This is a genomic window from Sphaerisporangium sp. NPDC051011 (assembly GCF_040653595.1).
Taxonomy (GTDB): domain Bacteria; phylum Actinomycetota; class Actinomycetes; order Streptosporangiales; family Streptosporangiaceae; genus Sphaerisporangium.
Genome location: NZ_JBFAGG010000002.1, coordinates 343,281 through 358,842, shown reverse-complemented (window position 1 = coordinate 358,842; position 15,562 = coordinate 343,281). Strand labels below are relative to the sequence as shown.

Below are 15,562 nucleotides of genomic sequence, written 5' to 3'. Positions count from 1 at the left end.
AGGGCGGATGCCCGCCGCGGGTGCGCGCGCCTAGGACCGCTGACGGTGCGGCACTGTCAGCGGAGGCGGATGGGCGGCTTGTCGAAGCCCCGCGTTCGGCGCCGAGGTCATGCTGCCGCCCGACGACCTCCTCCTCGCCGACCTCACCGCGCCGACGTGGAGAGAGAGACGACGGGCATCCCGCCGCGGATCCAGATCGAGCCCAAGGAAGACCTCGTCGCTCGCCTCGGCCGCTCGTCCGACCGAGGCGACGCGGTCGTCATGGCGTTCTGGGCGGAGCACCTCGCCGCCGGCATCGTCCGTTCACCCGCCCGGCGCCAAGCACGGGCGCAGGGGACCGCCGCAGCCCGGTACGGCCGCCCCGTTGTCGGAGGGGGCCGATAACTGGCCTGCCACCGGCCCCGCCCTGTCAGTCTTCGCCCTCCTGACCCGCAGCGGCCCGGATCTTGGCGATTTCGTTCGGCGTCGCCTCGAACTGGACCGGCCCGAACGTCCTGTAGCCGCGCGGCTCCTGGCCCGGGTCGTAGTCGTCCTTGGGCACGACGTACACGAGGTGGTCGAACAGGTTGAGGTCGATCTCGTACGTCTGGAACTCCTGCTCAACGTCGAAGGGGTAGCGGTCGAGGTCGGCAATGTGGGCCCACTGCTTCGGGCGTGGAGGGTAGGTAGACCCTGAGGGATGGTGCTCGTTGGAGTAGACGAGCACGGCGTATCCGGTTTCGGTGAACTCATCACCGTCTGAAGCATTAGTCATGGCTCCAGGCTAGGGAAGATCGTCCCGCTGGTTGTAGTTCCCGGCTTCGCTGTCCGGGGTGAGGGAGCCACCTGATCAGCGGTTGAAGCGGCCGGAGGCATCACCAGGCAACGCGAAGGGCAGGAAAGCGAGCCGAATCTCGCGGTCCCGATCCCCGTCCGCATGGATCACGCTCCGCACGCCGAACCATCCGGACGCTAGTTCGGGTGGTGGCCTGGCGGTGGGGCGGTACGGGCGGCCCGTGGCAACGGGCGGTCGCGGCCGGTCTTCGCGATGAGCGAGGCTCCGCGGTCGTTGTTCGCCTCCTTGCGGAACCGAACGCGGGAGCCTCAACGGTCGCAGCCTCAGCCGGCCGCCTCCCGAAGTTCTCTTTCCGCCGCGTGCTCCGGCGACTCGCCTTCTTCCACCTGCCCGCAGGGCATCTCCCACAGGCCCGGCACAGCGTTTCCCGGCGCTTGGCGCAGCAGGAGGGTCCGCCCCTTGCCACCTTGTGGGATCGCCGAGCGTGCGGGGCCAGGTCGGCACGGAGGTCGGCCAGCAACATGAGGCACCGGGCCGAGGTCACCATGGGCAGGCGGTCCAGTGCAACGCAACCTATCTGCACAGCTTGATCAAGATCGCCTGCGCGGACGTAGGCGAGGCTCAGCCAGGCTCCGTGTCGTAGGGCCGACCTGCGATGATCCTCAGCCGGGTCCAGGGCGCGCTCACGCAGGAGCGTCTCGGCATCACGAATCAGGCTGCCCTGGCGGCGCCCGGGGACGTGGCGGGCCAGCATGACGAGAGCCCTCCCGGCGATCGCGTCCACCTCTGTCGCCGTAACGTACCTGGCCCACGTCGGCCGCTCATCAGCGTCGTTGATCAGCTCGGCGGCACGGGCACGGGCACGCTCGACCCCCGTCAGATCGCCCGCGCCTGCGTGCGCCAGAGCACTACGCGCGGCGATCAACGCCTGTACGGCGGCGGGAGTCTGGGATGCGGCCTCCCCGGCAGCGGCAGCGAGCTGGAGCGCGTCACCGTGCCTGCCGAGCGCTGTGGCGTGATTGCTCATCAGCGCCATGATGCTGGCGGCCAGGCTGCGGTCTCCGGCGGAGTGAGCGTTACGCAGACCGAGGTGATACCAGCGTTGCGCGAGACCGTCCTGGGCGGCCTCCTGAGCCATCCAGCCGGATGTCTGGGCGAGCTGGGCAAGCGCGGCGCACAGGCGCCGCCCCGTCTCGGCGTCGTACGTGCTGCGGCGCACGATCCGCGCAACCGTGGCGAACTGGCCGGCCACGAAATCAGCCGCGGCGCTCCCGTGCTTCTCGTCGAGCTGCTGGGCGCCGGCCACCATGCCATCAATGATGGGCAGGAGCGGAGGCGGAACCTGCGTGGAGGTTCCCCCTCGCGCCGGAACGGGGACGGGGGCGTCCAGCCACTGCCAGGCAGGGTCAGTCAGCGCCGCGCCGCTCAGGGCCAGAAACGTGCGTCGCGTCAGCATGCCAGGCCACGCTCCCAAGAGTTGCAGCAGTCCCGTGTGATCCCACGGTACGTCGAGGTCCTCTACCCGCCAGAGCTGGGGACGACCGTTTCGGACTGTGGTCGGCCATACCTCGTCGTGCGCCACAGGGTGCCCGATGGCCTGTCCGAGCAGGTCCACCACGATGTCCGGGATGGGGGGATGCGGCACCTCGCCGCGCAACCACTTGTAGGGCGTCTTCTCGTGGATACGGCGCTTCCAAGGCGGCTGTTCGAGAACGGCGTTGACTCTCCGGGCAAGAGCCTCGGGGCGCCATCCAACCTGGTCGAGCAGCCCCCTGAGCGACAGGTTGGGCGCTGCCGACGGATCCCCAGCGGTGCGAGTGCGGGCCATGCAACGGGCCTTCCAGCAGGAGGAAGCACAGGCAAGCTGACTCTGAATGTACGCCGGGATCTGCGGCGCGGAACGGAAACGCACCAAGCGCACCAAGCGCACCAACTCAACGGTCAACCGCACCGGCCGCACCACGGCACCCTCTACCGCGACCATGGCCCTTGGCCCATCGTGTGAGCAGCACACTCCGACGTCCCCAGCGCGTTGCTCAGACGCAGGCCAGCCTGCTCGGGCAGGCTAACCCCCAAAAGGGAGCCGCATGAAACTCAGTGATCTTCTCGCCGGGTACGACCACCACGTGGTCCAGGGCGATCCAGAGACGACAGATGTCCGGGCCGGCATCGCCTACGACTCTCGGCGGATGACCGCCGGGTCCATGTACATCGCGATGCGGGGCACCCGAAGCCACGGGCACGGGCACATCCAGGATGCCGTCGAACGGGGCGCGATCGCCATCCTGGTGGAGCACCTCATCGAGCAGCCCGTACCACCGCACGTGTGCGTCGTGCAGGTGGCCGACACCCGGGCGGCGGTCCCCACCGTGGCCTCCCGCTACTTCGGGGAGCCCGCCCGTGAGATGAACGTCATCGCCGTAACCGGCACCAACGGCAAGACCTCGATCAGCTACATGGTCGAGGCGGTGCTGCGCCTCGGGGCCAAACAACGGGTTGGCGTGATCGGCACCGACGGCTACCGTGTCGCCTACGAGCCGATCCAGGTGGACAAGACCACCCCAACCACTCCCGAGTCGGTCGATCTGCACCACATCATGCGGTGCATGCGTGATCGAGGGGCCGGGACCGTTGTCATGGAGGCGTCCTCGATCGCCCTGGAGCTGCACCGCGTGGACTGCGCGGACATCGACGTCGGCGTCTTCTCCAACCTCACGCCGGACCATCTGGAGAGTCATGGCACCATGGCGGCGTACGCGCAGGCCAAGCTGCTGCTCTTCGGTGGCCTGTGCAAGCGGGCGGTGGCCAATGCGGACGACCCGGTCACCGCCGACATCGTCAGGCTGATGCCGGACGCGACGACCACGTACGGCCTGGACGCCGCAACTGCAGACTTCCGGGCCACGGACCTGGTCGTTGACGCCACGGGAACCCGGTTCGTCCTGCACCACGCCGACCGCGAGTATGAGGCGCGCGTACCGATCCCCGGCCGGTTCGCCGTCTACAACTCGCTGGCCGTGATCGCCACCAGCCATCTGCTGGGGCATGACCTGGAGGCCGTCCTGGGGGCTCTGAGGCAGCTGCCTCCGATCCCTGGCCGGTTCCAGTCGTACCAGTCCCCGGCCGGAGTGTCGGCGATCGTGGACTACGCCCACTCGACCGACTCCTTGGAGAAGGTACTCACGACGATCCGAGACGTCGCCGCTGGCCGCGTCATCACGGTGTTTGGTTGCGGTGGCGACCGGGACACGACCAAACGCGCCCCCATGGGCGAGATCGCGGGCAAGAACAGCGACTACGTGATCGTCACCAGCGACAACCCGCGCAGCGAGGACCCCGACGCCATCATCGACCAGATCATCCCTGGACTCGCCGCAACCGGCACCGACTACGAGCGCATCCCCGACCGCCGGGCGGCCATCGCGCGGGCGCTCGCCGTGGCCGAGCGGGACGACGTCATCCTGATCGCGGGCAAGGGTGCCGAGACGTATCAGATCGTCGGCGACCGCCAGGTGCACTTCGACGACATGGAGACCGTGCAAGAGCTCGCCGCCAGCGCGACGCAGTCCTTCTAGGACGGGACGACGCCGCTATCCGGCGTCATCCCCACCAACGGCGCCGGCCGCCATCCGGCCGGCGCTTCTCATCTCTCGGCTGGCTCCGTCCAGCCATCCCCCTTGGAGTCATCATGCTCCTTAGTCATGCCCGCATCCTGGTCCTTGGACTCGGAGCCAGCGGAGAAGCCGCCACAGCATTGTGTGCCTCGCGCGGCTGGCCGGTGACCGTGACCGACATCCGCGACCGCGATGACGTTGCCTCGGCGTTGACTCGGCTCGCCGGTCTCCCGATCTTCTACTGCCTCGGCCAGGCGCCTCCGAGCTGCGCCGACTTCGACCTGATCGTCCGCAGCCCTGGCGTCCCTCGCGACCTGCCCGTGCTGCACGAGGCGCACATGCACGGCATCCCAGTGTGGAGCGAGATCGAACTTGGCGCCGCCGTCTGCCCGTGCCCGATCACGGCCATCACCGGCACGAACGGCAAGAGCACCACAACCGTCCTGATCCGCGACCTGATGCGCGCCGCAGGCCGTACCGCGCTCGTCGCCGGAAACATCGGTCACCCGTTCACCTCGTCGGCGTCCCTCATGCAGGACGACGACGTCGCGGTCATCGAGGTCTCCGCCTCCCAGTTGGAGAACTGCCACGCTTTCGCACCGCGCACAGCGGTCCTGACCAACGTCCGCCGCGAGCACATGGACGTCTACACGTGGGAGCAGTACGTCGCGGCTAAGACACGGATCGTCCGCAACCACACGCCTGACCACGCCACGATCGCCAACCTCGACGACCCGGTGTGCCGCCAGATCGCCGAGTCCAGTCCCGGCCGCGCCATCTTCTTCAGCACCCGCGGACCGCTGCCCGCCGGCCGTGAAGGGGTGTTCCTCGAACGCGGCCAGGTGGCGGCGATCTACGACGGGGACCAGGTCACGGTGTGCTCCCGGCGTGAGCTGCAGGTGCCCGGCAGCCTGCCCAACATCATGGCGATGATGGCAGTCGGCCTGCGCGAAGGCGTCCCCGTCAAAGCAATCCGCGACGTCGCCACAAGCTATCCAGGGCGCGAGCACGTCATCGAGCATGTCGCCACCGCTGCCGGGGTCGACTACTACAACGACAGCAAGGCCACCAATCCGTGGTCCACGCTGCACGCCCTCGACGCCTTTCCTGACCGGCCGATCGTGCTGATCACGGGAGGCAAGGACGACAAGGAAGCCGACGTTACCCCACTGGCGGCCACCCTCACTGGTCGCGTGCGCCATCTCATCACGCTGGGGCAGACCGGGCCTCGCACGATCGCGGCGGCGCGTGCACACGGCATGACCGCCATCACCGAGACCACCAGCCTGGCCGAGGCGATCAGCCAGGCCGTCAAAGTGGCCGAGCCCGGCGACGTGGTGCTGTTCTCGCCTGGCGCCAACAGCAAGGACATGTTCCCTGACCACCGCACGCGCGGCTCCAACTTCAAACAGCAGGTGCGTCTGCTCTGCGGTGCGGGCAGATCCACCCTGCTGCCCGCGGGGTGAGGACGTGGCCGAGCGGATACGCGTCTGCCTCGACGAGGCAGCGATACGAGACAACATCCGCGCGGTCCGCCACTTGAGCGGGACGGCGCAGGTGATGGGCGTCGTCAAAGCGAACGCCTACGGACACGGTCTGGTCCCAGCCGCCCGGCTGCTCGTTCACCACGGTGTCCACCAGCTGGCCGTAGCCACTCCCGAGGAGGCATGCGTCCTGCGGGAGGCCGGACTCCGTGCGCCGATCACAGTCCTATCGCCGACCTCCGCATCTGCAATGGCCGAGCTAGTGGCGCGCAGAGTACGTCCGTCTCTGTCCACGCTCGCCGCCGCCCGAGATCTGCACCGCGCCGCCGTCCGCCTCGGCCGGAGGGCGCCAGTTCACCTGGAGGTGGACACCGGACTGGGGCGGTACGGGTGGGCGCCTACCCCCGCCGGCGTCGCCCAGATCGAGCGCCTGACCATGCTCGACCACCTGGTGGTGGCGAGCGTGTACACCCACCTGGGCGGCACCTGCCGTGACTCGCTCGCTGACGGACTCCAGCGATTCCAGCGGATGTACGAGAAGGTCGTCGAGGTGCTCGGGCACCGTCCTGCGCGGCATGCGCTGGCCAGCTCCGCGCTCGCCGCCGGCCTGCACAACGACACCCCGTTAGAGATGGTCCGCCCTGGCGCCCTGCTGTACGGCCTGGCACCGGCCTACGCCGCCGCGCCCCTCGGGATCGGCCTGCGCTCGGTGCTGTCGCTGACCTCCCACATCGCGCACGTCAGCGAGATGCCCGCCGGCGCGAGCATCGGCTACGACGCCACCTACCGCACCTTGGAGCCTGTGGTCGTCGCCGTGGTGCCCGCGGGTTTCGCTGACGGCATCCCGCGGGTGCTCGCGGGTGCCGGCCGTGTGCTGATTCACGGCTGCCACGCGCCGATCATCGGGACCGTTGGGATGAGTCACCTGACGGTCGACGTCACCGACATCCCGCAGGCCGCCCTCGGAGACGCCGTCACCCTGATCGGAGCCCAGGGGGTCCGCGCCATCGACGCTCAGGAGTGGGCTCGCCTCGCCGGGACCATCAACAGCGACGTACTTACTCGCGTCGCTCCCACCTTCCCGCGCACCGTCATCACCCCGCATGCCCCAATGGAGCTTTCCGCATGACCGCTGCCACCATCCCCATCGTCCTCGGCACCAAGGCCCAGACGCTCGCCCGGGTGCGCGGCGCGCTGACCACGGCAACCGTCTTGGATCAGGTGACCGTCACCGTTGCCCAGTGGAGGAACGACCAGCAGAGCGTCATCGACGCAGTACGTGAAGCCTTCCCTGACGAGGAGCTGATCGTGCGCAGCAGTGCGCCAGACGAGGACACAGACACCCACTCCGCCGCCGGCCTCTACGCCAGCGTGCTCCACGTCCCCGCATCAGAGATCGCCGCTGTCACCGATGCCGTCGAGGCCGTCATCTCCAGCTACACGCGCCGCCACGGGCAGGATGTCGACGACTTCGAGGTGCTCATTCAACCAATGCTGGCCGATGTCACCGCCAGCGGCGTTGCCTTCAGCCGTGACCTGAACGGTGCGCCGTATCTGGTGGTGAACTACAGCGAGGGCAAGCTCACCGACACCGTCACCAGCGGCGTCGGCGCCGTCCCTGAGGGGGTGCGCATACACCATGACGTCTTCGCCGCGGAGCTGCGGCCACCGTTGGGCGCGGTGGCCGCCATTGTCCGGGAACTGGTGCAGCTCACCGGAACCGAGTTGGACGTGGAGTTCGCCGTGAGCTCGGGACACCTGTACGTGCTCCAAGCCCGTCCGCTGCAAGTGGGGGTTCGTGACCGTACCGACGAGGACGCGCGTGTAGCCGCCGAGATCGCCCAGATCAAAGACGCCATCCACGGGCAGAAGCGCCCCCGCGGTGGCCTGTGCGGCAGCTACGGCGGCGTGTACAGCACCATGGCCGACTGGAACCCGGCCGAGATGATCGGGTCACATCCTCGCCCTCTGGCGCTGTCGCTATATCAACGGCTCATCACGCGGGAGGTGTGGCGCGAGGCTCGGGCCCGACTCGGATACCGCAACCCGGCACCTCACCAGCTCATGGTCACCCTGGCGGGTCACCCGTACATCGACGTGAGGGCAGACCTCAACTCCTACCTGCCCGCGGACCTCGATGACGGTTTGTGCAACAGCCTGGTGGACTTCTATCTGGCCCGCCTCGGTCGCGCCCCACAAGCCCACGACAAGATCGAGTTCCTCGTCTGTCCCAGCGTCTTAGACCTGGACTTCTCCACCCACGCCACCGCGATGGCCGAAGCAGGCTTCACGGCGCAGGAGATCGACCAGCTGCGCGGCAGCCTCCTCAGGCTGTCCAACAGCGTGATCCGGGACCTGCGCGGCGTCCGCTCCCACATGCACTACCGCATCGACCAGCTTCCCGCCCGTCGGGCCGAACTACTCGACCGGATCGGCGAGGAACACCCTCTGTTCCTCGCCGACGCCCTTTTGGAGGACTGCCTGCACTTCGGCACGTTGCCGTTCGCCGTGGCGGTCAGAGGGACATTCATGGGGGTCGCGCTCTGGCGATCGCTGCTCACCACGGGCGTAATCGACCAGGAGCAGCACGACGGGTTCCTGGCCGGCATCGAGACCGTCTCCACACGATTCGCGGCAGACCTGGCCGCATGCCAGCACGGCGATCTACCTCAAGAGGACTTCCTGGCCCGGTACGGGCACCTCAGGCCCGGCACGTACGACATCACGATCCCCAGCTACGCGGCAGCACCCCACCTCTACCTGTCCGGGGTGGGCTCACAGCACAGGCGCCAAGCGCCGGCCACCGGTGTGCTGCCCGCCCGCGTCATGGGAGACATTGACGACCACCTGGAGCACGCCGGGTTCGAGTTCGACGCCTCAACGCTGCTCGACTTCATACGTGAAGCCCAGGTGCGCCGTGAAGGGTACAAATTCGAGTTCACGGCGAACCTCTCGCACGCGCTCGACCTCATCAGCGCATTCGGGCAGCAGCACGACCTGGATGCTGCCTGCCTTTCCTGGCTCACGGTGGAGGACCTACTGGCCTGCGCGACGTCCACTGTCACCTCCCGCGATACTGACCGGCTGCGGCACGTCGCGGAGGATCGGCGCCGCATCTACCAAGCGCAGAGCCTTGTTCATCTTCCCGACGTGATCTCTGGGCTCTGGGATGTCGATGTCGTCACCGGCCGTTCGGCGCCGAACTTCATCACCAACAAGACCATCACCGGGCCGGCCGTCCTGCTCGCGCAGACGCAGCTCGCCGACGTCGATCTGACCGGGCGGATCGTCCTGACCACGAATGCCGACCCCGGCTACGAGTTCCTGTTCTGCCGGAACATCGCAGGACTGATAACCCAGTACGGCGGGGCCGCCTCTCACATGGCTATCAGATGCACGGAGATCGGCATCCCGGCGGCGATCGGATGCGGACGCGACATCTTCGACCACCTCGCCCATGCGGGCACCATCACCCTCGACTGCGCGCAGCAGCGCATCATCCCAGGCTGAGCCATGCTCGACTTCCACGACACCATCGCCGAGCAATTCGACCAGGCTGTACACCAGCAGGTGTTTCCCGGTGCGGTCTGGGCAACCGGCAGCGCCGACGCCGTGCTCGATTTCGGCGCCTGCGGGCTGGCGGACCCGACCAACCCCACATCCGCGATGCGATCGGACATGCTCTTCGACGTCGCCAGCCTCACCAAGATCCTCGCTGTGTGGACAGTGATCGGGACTATCTGGCACGACGGCATGCTCCCTCTCGACGACCCGCTGGCCACCATCTGGCCCGAGGTCGTCGACTACCCGATCGGCCAGGTCACCGCCCGCCAGCTACTCACCCACACCGCTGGCCTGCCGCTCCGATCCAACCTCAAAAACCTGTACGGCACCGACCCTCAAAGCATCCGTGACGGCATCCTGCGCGAGCAGCTACACCGGCCACCAGGCGAGGCTGTCGAATACACCAACCGAGCCGGACTCATCCTCGGCTTCCTGGCCGAGCACCTCACCACTACCCCGCTCGACCAGCTCGCCACCGAACGGATCTGGAAACCGCTCGGCATGACCAGCACACGCTTCGGCCCGCTGCCGGCCACCGATCGGAGCCGATGCGCGCCCACCGAGCTCGACTCAGACACAGGCACCCGTCTCAAGGGTGTTGTCCATGACTACTCGGCCCGTCTGCTGGGCGGAGTGTGCGGCAGCGCGGGGGTGTTCTCCACGCTGCCGGACCTGACCCGGTTCCTGCAGCACCTTCTGTCCCTTGGCTCCGATCCTGACCGGGCCGGGTTCGGCCCTGCTTGGCTCGCCGAGTCCCTTCAGGTCCATACCGGAGATCTCACCCCGCCATGGGGCCTGTTCTGGTTCCCCCCGCCCGGTCAAGAGGTCGTATACGTCCACTACGGCTTCACCGGGACCGGCATGTGGCTGTCGCCGAAGCAGGATAGCTGGGCTGTCATGCTCACCAACAAGCTGTATTACAGCTCGGACCGCACACCGATCATGAACGTCCGCGGGGTCTTCCGCGCGGCGATCTTCGGGTGATTTCTACGGGCCAGGCCGGAACCCACACCCCCGGGGGTCGGGATGCCGTCCAGTCCTGCCAGCAGTCGCGGAAGAGCCTGTCGGTGCGCACCTCGATCGGCTCTTCGGCGAGCTCGACAGGGGAGTAGCGCTCAGCGACAAGGCCGAGGATCGTGTTCGTCTCGGCGCGGGCGAGGAGCTGCCCCGCGCCGACCCGCGGCCGAGCCCTGGGAAAGAGCGAGAGGCGCCTCACCCGCCCCGATCTATCCGGCCGTGTAAGCCCCGTCCACCACAACGTCGCTGCCGGTCATGTACGACGACTCGTCAGAGGCAAGAAACACCACGGCGGAGGCGATTTCCTCGGCACGCGCCCATCGCCCGAACGGCAGCCCGGTGGGGGGAGAGACCGTCGGGTCAGCCCTGATAAGCGGCGTGTCGGTCTCTCCAGGGCAGACGGCATTGACCCTGATCCCGTCCCGCGCGAGTTCGAGCGCCGCGGCCTTGGTCATGCCCCGAACGGCCCACTTGGATGCGACATAGGAGAAGTTGTTCTCAAAGGCGACCAGGCCCGATGTGGAGCAAATGTTGATGATCGAGCCGCCGCCCTGGCGGCGCATGGGCCCGACCACCGATGAGCGCACCGACGTTGGCGAGGGCGAGCACGAAGATCGCGAAGAGCCCGAGCAGGCCGAGCGCCGGTGCGGCGAGCGTAGACCACGCTCGGCCGGCTCGAAGCGTCCGGTGCCGCCGGAAGTAGCCGAGGACCGCCAGCGAGACGCAGCACATCAGGAACAGGGCGGCGATGGTGCCCAGCTGAGCCCGTTGACGCGGATTTGAACTCCTCCCCGGCCTGAAGTGAAGGCCGGAGATTCTCCCGTCGCGTCGTGGTTAAGCGGCGCGCGGGGGTTGACGCTTCGCAGACCGGGCAGCCCCGAGGTCTCCACGTCCTGACACCACAGTTCCTGCGGCGTTGCGAATGTTGATCGCGGCGTTGGTGTCTGCGTGGCCGGTCCATCCGCATCCGGGGTTGGTGCAGGAGAACCGGGTGCCGTCACGGGAGGCGGGGTCGCGGTGCCCGCACCGGTGGCAGGTCTGCGAGGTGCCCGGGGCGGGCACCTTCACCACCAGGCCGCCGCGATCACGGGTCTTGTACTCCAGCAGGGTGACCGTGCGGCCCCACGCCTCGCCGCTTATGGCACGGTTCAGCCCTGCCTTCCGCGTCACGTTCCGGCCGGGCCGCTCGATCGTGCCCTTGGCGGAGCGGACCATGTTCGTGATCTTCAGATCCTCCACCACGACCACGCTGAAGGTGCCGGCGAGTTCGGTGGTGGTCTTGTGCTGCCAGTCCACGGCTCGGCGCTTGGCTGTCGCGCGGAGCCTGGCCATCTGGTCATAGGTACGGGTCAGCCGATGAGAGGTCCGCTGCCCGGGGGTACGGGCGGCGCGCTGGCGGGCGGATTTCTTCTCCAGGCGGCGCAGGTGTTCACGCTCGCCGCCGGTGAGCCAGGGCCCGTGCTCACGCGGGGTGCCGTCCGACAGGGCCAGGGCGACGTTGATGCCCCGGTCGATCCCCACGGCCGGGCCGGGATGGGTGTCCATGACCGCGGCGGCCATGGTCTCGGTGCGGAAAACGATCTGCCAGCCGAAGGCGTCCTTGACCAGCCGGGCTCCGGTGATCCGCCCGGCCGGGCCGCCCTTGGTGACGCCGGGCAGGTCCTTGGTCCACCGGAACCGGACCCGCCCGGCCTTGGGCAGGCCGACCGCGCCCCACCGCCGGTTGACCCGCTTGATCTGCAGATCGCGGGCCTGGGGCACATCCACGGCCATCCGGGATCGCACCCGGGCCTTGAACGTCGGGCGCCCCGCGGGGTGATCAGGGTCGAAGAAGTTCGCCCACGCCTGCCGGTAGGTCTTCAGCACGGCTTGGGCGGCCTGGGCGGGCAGCCGGCCCATCCAGTCGATCTCACGACGAGCCACCCGGATCGCCTCGTCGCAGTCCTTCAACGTCGCCAACCGGCCCTGCCGGAAGGTGGCGTACTCGTGCAACAGGTTCCACAGCGCGCGGGCGGTGTGCGCCTGACCGTCCAGCACCGCCACCTGGGCCGTGCTCAACTCCAGGCGGGCCACATGCGCCCGCGCCTGCTTTACCTTCTCCACACCGTGATCGTATCGTTTCGTTGCGTCACCGGGAGGGAAACCGAGCCCGGATGTGCGCAGCGGACGGCATGTCGTCTGCAACCTTCACGCGCACTTGGTGTTCGTCACCAAGTATCGGCGGGGGGTGTTCACAAACGAGATGCCGGCCCGCTGCGAGGAGATCATGCGGGAGGTGTGCGCGGACTTCGAGGTCGAGTTGGGCGAGTTCAACGGCGAACACGACCATGTCCATCTGCTGATCCACCACCCGCCGAAGGTCGCCCTGTCCAAACTGGTCAACAGTCTCAAGGGCGTCTCGGCACGGCTCCTGCGCAAGGAGTATGCCGCGCATGTCCGCGAGTACCTGTGGAGTGGGCACTTCTGGTCCGGGTCCTACTTCGCCGGATCAGTCGGCGGTGCACCGCTCACGGTAGTCAAGCAGTACATCGAGCAGCAGCAACGCCCACTGTGACCTGCGGGTGAAGACACGCTCGCGCCCTAGCGGGCACTCCCGCGCGAGCCTTCACCCCCAGCCTGAAGTGAAGGCCGGAGCACTGGCCCGCATTTCGGTAGAAGGCACCCGGGCGGTCCACATAGCGGGTGATCGTCGTGTAGCCGATGGAGAACAGCAGGAGGATCCGCGTGGTCGCCGCGAAGCTCGCGATGATTCCTGAGCCGGCGAACCCGATCATCGACGGCATCAGGCCGACGACCACAAGCAGCGGTGCCGCCCACGCGAGGACCGAGAAGAAGACGCTCGCGACGCCGAGATTTCCTTGCAGCGATGGCTGCGACCCGTCGTCCGGGGCCCCTCCGGGTCGATTCGCCTCGCTCAGACCGGCAGCGGGTCCAGAGGTCGATTCAGCGGTCACGGCCAGTCCCTTCTGCGCTTAGAAGCGAGGGAGAGCGGCGGGCCTGACGGAGTCGCAGGCCGTCAGGCCACCTTGGTGGAAAACGGTGCGTCATCGCGCACCGCCGGGCCGGAGCCAGGGTGGGGGAACCATGCGCTTGGCCGTGGTCGCCTCGTAGGGCATCTGGCCGGGACGCCACCGCAGAAGCTCGATGACAAGTCCCCACGGCGTCAGCAAGTACGCCCAGTCCAGGCCGTCGAGTGGACCGCCCTCCTCCCGTACGACGGGACAGAGGAACCTGATGTCGTCGCGCTGCTTGAGCTGCCGCTCCACCTCGTAGATGTCCTCCACGTAAAACGCGAGGTGCATACCGCCCGGGTCGGCGGGCCGGGGCGCCGCGGGAAGTTCGCCGACCGAACGGTCGCTGTATTCGAGCAGCTCGATGTTGTGAGAGTCACCATGGCGGAGCACCGCGAGCCTCAGGGTCGCCTTCTCGGGGCCGGTGTCTCCGGGCCAGACGTAGCCGAAGTCGTCGTAGGGGCCGGCATGGAGCACGACCTCGCAGCCGAACACGTCGACGAAGAAGTCGACCGCCTGGTCCAGGTCGGGCACCGAGAGTCCGACGTGGTCGATGGCGACCTTGCTGTTGATCACCTGTTCCTCCGGTTTTTTCTATCGGGATGGGACGCGGCCGAGGTCCGCCAGAACGATGGATGGATCCGGGCCTCGCCGACGCCACGGACACCGCTGTCCGGGTCGCTCCAGGCCCGCAGGGATGTGCCGCTACACGGCCAACCTAACGAACGTTAGTGTGGATTTTTATCACAGGTGTTACAGGATGCGACAGCCATGCCTCCCGCCTCACCGAGGCTGGGACACGGCACTCAGAGTGAATGGAAACGTAAGGTCGCCGTAACCGAGGGTCAATGGTTTTCGCTCCACGAATCGGCGATTTGTCCGAATCCGAATTACTGTTATGTCGATCGCGGATCAATCCTCACGAGCCCCGCGGCCCGCACCTGACGCCCTCGCCGCCGTACACCCCGGCCACCACAAGCCCCTGCCACCACCCGACGCCCTGACCGCCGACCGCACGCCTCGGCCGCCGCACGACGCCTTGGCGACACGCCCGCGCCATGGCGAACACCGCCGTGATCCCGTTGATCACCATGCGTGCCGCGTGGGACATCCTGGGTCTGACCTGACGAACACAGGGCGACGCGGACACTGGAACGCCCGTCGTTTGCCGGAACCATGCCGAACCAGGGAGCGACCAACGGCCGCTCTCAACCTCGTCCGAGAGTCCTCGAGAACCAAGAAACCCCAGCTCAGTGCACCGAGCTGGGGTTTCGTGCGGTGCGCCGCCAGGGACTCGAACCCCGGACCCGCTGATTAAGAGTCAGCTGCTCTAACCAACTGAGCTAGCGGCGCGTGACTCCATCTAGAGTAGCGGCACAAAGAGGGTGCCTGTGACATTGTTCCGGCATGTCCTGTGACCTGGGCTCTCGGCGAGGGGTGATGTGGGCTTTTCAGGGCCAGCGGATGTCGGCGTCCTCCGCGGGGGGCTTGGGGCAGGCCACGCCGAGGCGGTCCAGCAGGGTGAGGAAGGTGGAGGCGTACGGGGAGACCGAGACGACCTCGGCGACCCGGTCCCAGTTCACCTGCTCGCGCAGGGCGCGGACCTGCGGCAGCAGCGAGCCGTAGTCGCAACTGTGCTCCGACATCGGCATGATCCACGTGATGACCAGGTCGGTGGCGTCCAGGACCGGCAGGCTGAGGGCCGCCGTGTTGATCATGTGGGAACGGGAGATCATCTCAGGGGTGATCGGCCGCTCCTCGATCCTGAAGATGAGGTCGACGAGCCTGTCGTCCTCGTCGAAGGCCTTGACCAGCCAGTCCTCCGGCGGCTTGGCCGTGCGGAACCCGGCCTGCCTCAGGGTCTCCAGCGCGCGGGGCACGTCCTCCTCCACGAGCGCGAAGTCGACGTCGTGCAGCGACGGCGCCGCGCCGCGCGCATAGGCGGCGCACCCGCCCGCCAGCGCGAACCGGATGCCCTCGGCCTTCAGCGCCGAGCCGGCCCGCTTGAGCGTGTCGATGATCGCATCGGTGACCTCATGCGTGTGGCTGCCCAAGGCTCACCCCCCATGAAGAGCGATGGTCGAAGATCATCACGAC

At 67.8% G+C, this 15,562-nt stretch carries 17 protein-coding genes and 1 tRNA gene; 9 read left to right on the top strand and 9 right to left on the bottom strand.

Annotated features, from left to right (window positions below; genetic code table 11):
- Positions 1 to 156 precede the first annotated feature (156 nt).
- Positions 157 to 384 (top strand): hypothetical protein, encoded by a 228-nt coding sequence (locus AB0H21_RS05810; RefSeq protein WP_358512313.1) that lies wholly within the window; start codon positions 157 to 159, stop codon positions 382 to 384.
- A 25-nt stretch (positions 385 to 409) separates the two neighbouring features.
- Here AB0H21_RS05810 and AB0H21_RS05805 read toward each other — a convergent pair whose 3' ends face one another.
- Positions 410 to 754 carry a hypothetical protein gene (locus AB0H21_RS05805; protein ID WP_358512310.1) on the bottom strand — a complete coding sequence of 115 codons (345 nt, stop codon included), beginning with the start codon at positions 752 to 754 and terminating at the stop codon, positions 410 to 412.
- A gap of 344 nt (positions 755 to 1,098) precedes the next feature.
- A complete protein-coding gene (locus AB0H21_RS05800) occupies positions 1,099 to 1,305 on the bottom strand; it encodes an NUDIX hydrolase (protein WP_358512307.1) in 207 nt (68 codons plus the stop codon).
- 125 nt (positions 1,306 to 1,430) lie between these two features.
- On the opposite strand from AB0H21_RS05800, the gene AB0H21_RS05795 reads away from it, so the two are divergent.
- From AB0H21_RS05795 to AB0H21_RS05770, 6 genes are all read left to right on the top strand, one after another.
- The gene (locus AB0H21_RS05795) at positions 1,431 to 2,780 is read left to right on the top strand and encodes a hypothetical protein (RefSeq protein ID WP_358512304.1); all 1,350 of its coding nucleotides are present in this window, start codon (positions 1,431 to 1,433) and stop codon (positions 2,778 to 2,780) included.
- 82 nt (positions 2,781 to 2,862) lie between these two features.
- Complete coding sequence (locus AB0H21_RS05790; RefSeq protein WP_358512301.1) at positions 2,863 to 4,350, top strand: UDP-N-acetylmuramoyl-L-alanyl-D-glutamate--2,6-diaminopimelate ligase; 1,488 nt, start codon at positions 2,863 to 2,865, stop codon at positions 4,348 to 4,350.
- A 113-nt stretch (positions 4,351 to 4,463) separates the two neighbouring features.
- The gene (murD, locus tag AB0H21_RS05785; protein ID WP_358512298.1) at positions 4,464 to 5,855 is read left to right on the top strand and encodes a UDP-N-acetylmuramoyl-L-alanine--D-glutamate ligase; all 1,392 of its coding nucleotides are present in this window, start codon (positions 4,464 to 4,466) and stop codon (positions 5,853 to 5,855) included.
- A gap of 4 nt (positions 5,856 to 5,859) precedes the next feature.
- Positions 5,860 to 7,002 (top strand): alanine racemase, encoded by a 1,143-nt coding sequence (gene alr / locus AB0H21_RS05780; RefSeq protein ID WP_358512296.1) that lies wholly within the window; start codon positions 5,860 to 5,862, stop codon positions 7,000 to 7,002.
- Complete coding sequence (locus tag AB0H21_RS05775; RefSeq protein WP_358512293.1) at positions 6,999 to 9,383, top strand: PEP/pyruvate-binding domain-containing protein; 2,385 nt, start codon at positions 6,999 to 7,001, stop codon at positions 9,381 to 9,383. The genes alr and AB0H21_RS05775 overlap by 4 nt, the downstream gene beginning before the upstream one ends.
- Positions 9,384 to 9,386: 3 nt before the next feature.
- Positions 9,387 to 10,421, top strand: a complete 1,035-nt coding sequence (locus tag AB0H21_RS05770; protein ID WP_358512290.1) for a serine hydrolase domain-containing protein — start codon at positions 9,387 to 9,389, stop codon at positions 10,419 to 10,421.
- Positions 10,422 to 10,663: 242 nt separating this feature from the next.
- Here AB0H21_RS05770 and AB0H21_RS05765 read toward each other — a convergent pair whose 3' ends face one another.
- Positions 10,664 to 11,017: an SDR family oxidoreductase gene (locus tag AB0H21_RS05765; RefSeq protein ID WP_358512287.1), complete on the bottom strand. Its 354-nt coding sequence runs from the start codon at positions 11,015 to 11,017 to the stop codon at positions 10,664 to 10,666.
- Between AB0H21_RS05765 and AB0H21_RS05760 the strand changes: the two genes are divergently transcribed.
- On the top strand, positions 10,989 to 11,237 hold the full coding sequence (locus tag AB0H21_RS05760) for a hypothetical protein (protein ID WP_358512284.1): 249 nt from the start codon (positions 10,989 to 10,991) through the stop codon (positions 11,235 to 11,237). The genes AB0H21_RS05765 and AB0H21_RS05760 overlap by 29 nt on opposite strands.
- Positions 11,238 to 11,288: 51 nt before the next feature.
- Here the strand turns inward: AB0H21_RS05760 and AB0H21_RS05755 are convergent, their stop codons facing one another.
- Complete coding sequence (locus AB0H21_RS05755) at positions 11,289 to 12,557, bottom strand: transposase (RefSeq protein ID WP_358512282.1); 1,269 nt, start codon at positions 12,555 to 12,557, stop codon at positions 11,289 to 11,291.
- Between the two features lie 52 nt (positions 12,558 to 12,609).
- On the opposite strand from AB0H21_RS05755, the gene tnpA reads away from it, so the two are divergent.
- Positions 12,610 to 13,008, top strand: a complete 399-nt coding sequence (gene tnpA / locus AB0H21_RS05750) for an IS200/IS605 family transposase (protein ID WP_358512279.1) — start codon at positions 12,610 to 12,612, stop codon at positions 13,006 to 13,008.
- Here the strand turns inward: tnpA and AB0H21_RS05745 are convergent.
- The 5 genes from AB0H21_RS05745 to AB0H21_RS05725 all read right to left on the bottom strand — a co-directional run bounded on the left by AB0H21_RS05745 (position 12,971) and on the right by AB0H21_RS05725 (position 15,519).
- A complete protein-coding gene (locus AB0H21_RS05745) occupies positions 12,971 to 13,408 on the bottom strand; it encodes a hypothetical protein (protein ID WP_358512274.1) in 438 nt (145 codons plus the stop codon). The two genes, tnpA and AB0H21_RS05745, sit on opposite strands and share 38 nt — an antisense overlap.
- Positions 13,409 to 13,498: 90 nt before the next feature.
- Entirely contained in the window at positions 13,499 to 14,041 is a 543-nt protein-coding gene (locus AB0H21_RS05740; RefSeq protein WP_358512269.1) for a VOC family protein, read from the bottom strand.
- 343 nt (positions 14,042 to 14,384) lie between these two features.
- On the bottom strand, positions 14,385 to 14,576 hold the full coding sequence (locus AB0H21_RS05735) for a hypothetical protein (protein ID WP_358512263.1): 192 nt from the start codon (positions 14,574 to 14,576) through the stop codon (positions 14,385 to 14,387).
- Between the two features lie 168 nt (positions 14,577 to 14,744).
- Positions 14,745 to 14,818: transfer RNA gene (locus tag AB0H21_RS05730), tRNA-Lys, on the bottom strand.
- Positions 14,819 to 14,916: 98 nt separating this feature from the next.
- On the bottom strand, positions 14,917 to 15,519 hold the full coding sequence (locus AB0H21_RS05725; protein WP_358512260.1) for a hypothetical protein: 603 nt from the start codon (positions 15,517 to 15,519) through the stop codon (positions 14,917 to 14,919).
- Positions 15,520 to 15,562: the final 43 nt, after the last annotated feature.

Bases quoted from the DNA above. Each gene is read 5' to 3' on its own strand.
- AB0H21_RS05805 (WP_358512310.1), bottom strand. From the start codon at position 754: ATGACTAATGCTTCAGACGGTGATGAGTTCACCGAAACCGGATACGCC.
- AB0H21_RS05795 (WP_358512304.1), top strand. From the start codon at position 1,431: ATGATCCTCAGCCGGGTCCAGGGCGCGCTCACGCAGGAGCGTCTCGGC.
- AB0H21_RS05790 (WP_358512301.1), top strand. From the start codon at position 2,863: ATGAAACTCAGTGATCTTCTCGCCGGGTACGACCACCACGTGGTCCAG.
- murD (WP_358512298.1), top strand. From the start codon at position 4,464: ATGCTCCTTAGTCATGCCCGCATCCTGGTCCTTGGACTCGGAGCCAGC.
- AB0H21_RS05775 (WP_358512293.1), top strand. From the start codon at position 6,999: ATGACCGCTGCCACCATCCCCATCGTCCTCGGCACCAAGGCCCAGACG.
- AB0H21_RS05770 (WP_358512290.1), top strand. From the start codon at position 9,387: ATGCTCGACTTCCACGACACCATCGCCGAGCAATTCGACCAGGCTGTA.
- AB0H21_RS05760 (WP_358512284.1), top strand. From the start codon at position 10,989: ATGATCGAGCCGCCGCCCTGGCGGCGCATGGGCCCGACCACCGATGAG.
- AB0H21_RS05765 (WP_358512287.1), bottom strand. From the start codon at position 11,017: ATGCGCCGCCAGGGCGGCGGCTCGATCATCAACATTTGCTCCACATCG.
- AB0H21_RS05735 (WP_358512263.1), bottom strand. From the start codon at position 14,576: ATGTCCCACGCGGCACGCATGGTGATCAACGGGATCACGGCGGTGTTC.